Annotated in this window: 1 protein-coding gene; it reads right to left on the bottom strand. The window is 35.3% G+C overall.

The genetic code is table 11. The features are described 5' to 3' along the window. Window positions 1–149 precede the first annotated feature (149 nt). Entirely contained in the window at window positions 150–812 is a 663-nt protein-coding gene (locus tag HYG93_RS19180; RefSeq protein WP_087527698.1) for an IS1595-like element ISAcra1 family transposase, read from the bottom strand. Window positions 813–851 lie beyond the last annotated feature (39 nt).

The following is an 851-nucleotide window of genomic DNA, read 5'->3' as shown; positions in this document are numbered from 1 at the left end:
CACTCAATTCAGCAAGTGTTTTTTCTGCTTTAATCGCAGCAAGTGCTACCTTAGCTTTAAAATCATTTGAATGATTTCTTCTTGGTCTACGTGCCATAAAATACTCCATATATTGATGTGGCTCTAGACTAGCAGATTTACACTTAATTTTACCTAATGAGGTTCCACAGCTCAGTTGCTAACTCATTAGGTTCCCTCATCCAACGCCATTCAGTTTCTTTAAGATGATAATCAAAGTACTCTTTTGATATGCCGTTAAACTTTGCTAGCCTTCTTTTACAAAAGCTCCAAAATGATTCTATTCCATTTATATGACATTCTCCTCTAGCAAACTCATTTGCTCCGTGATTTACCCTAAAATGCTTTGAATAACCCACATCAACAAGACCATTATAGCCACGCCATCCATCACTATAAATCACACTCTCAAGTGAAACTTTACCAATGATAACCTCTTGTAAAGTCTTCATTTTACAGTCAGGTACGATTTCAGTATAGACGCGCCCATTACGTTCGAATATTCCAAATACTGGCTGTTTTAGAGTCCCACGACCACACTTTAACTTTCCATGAAACCCACGTTGCCTTTTCGCTCCAAAATAGCTTTCATCTACTTCTATTGAACCAACAAACTTAGCTCTTAAATCTGTTTGATGATCATAGATAGTTTCTCTAAAAAGCATGTACCAATAGTTAATCGTATTACGATTTAAATTGAGTAATAAGGCTGTTTTGGAAGCAGGAATATCAACACAAAAGCATTGAATAATTTTTTTAATCTTGTAGTGACTTAATTTACTGTTTTCTATCATGATTCTAGACTAACATAATCATTTTGCTAGTCTAGAGCC

It is taken from the genome of Acinetobacter sp. SwsAc6, from assembly GCF_013391565.1.
Lineage (GTDB): Bacteria > Pseudomonadota > Gammaproteobacteria > Pseudomonadales > Moraxellaceae > Acinetobacter > Acinetobacter cumulans.
Note: the sequence above shows the minus strand (reverse complement) of the source record. Positions and strands in the feature narration are given on the sequence as shown.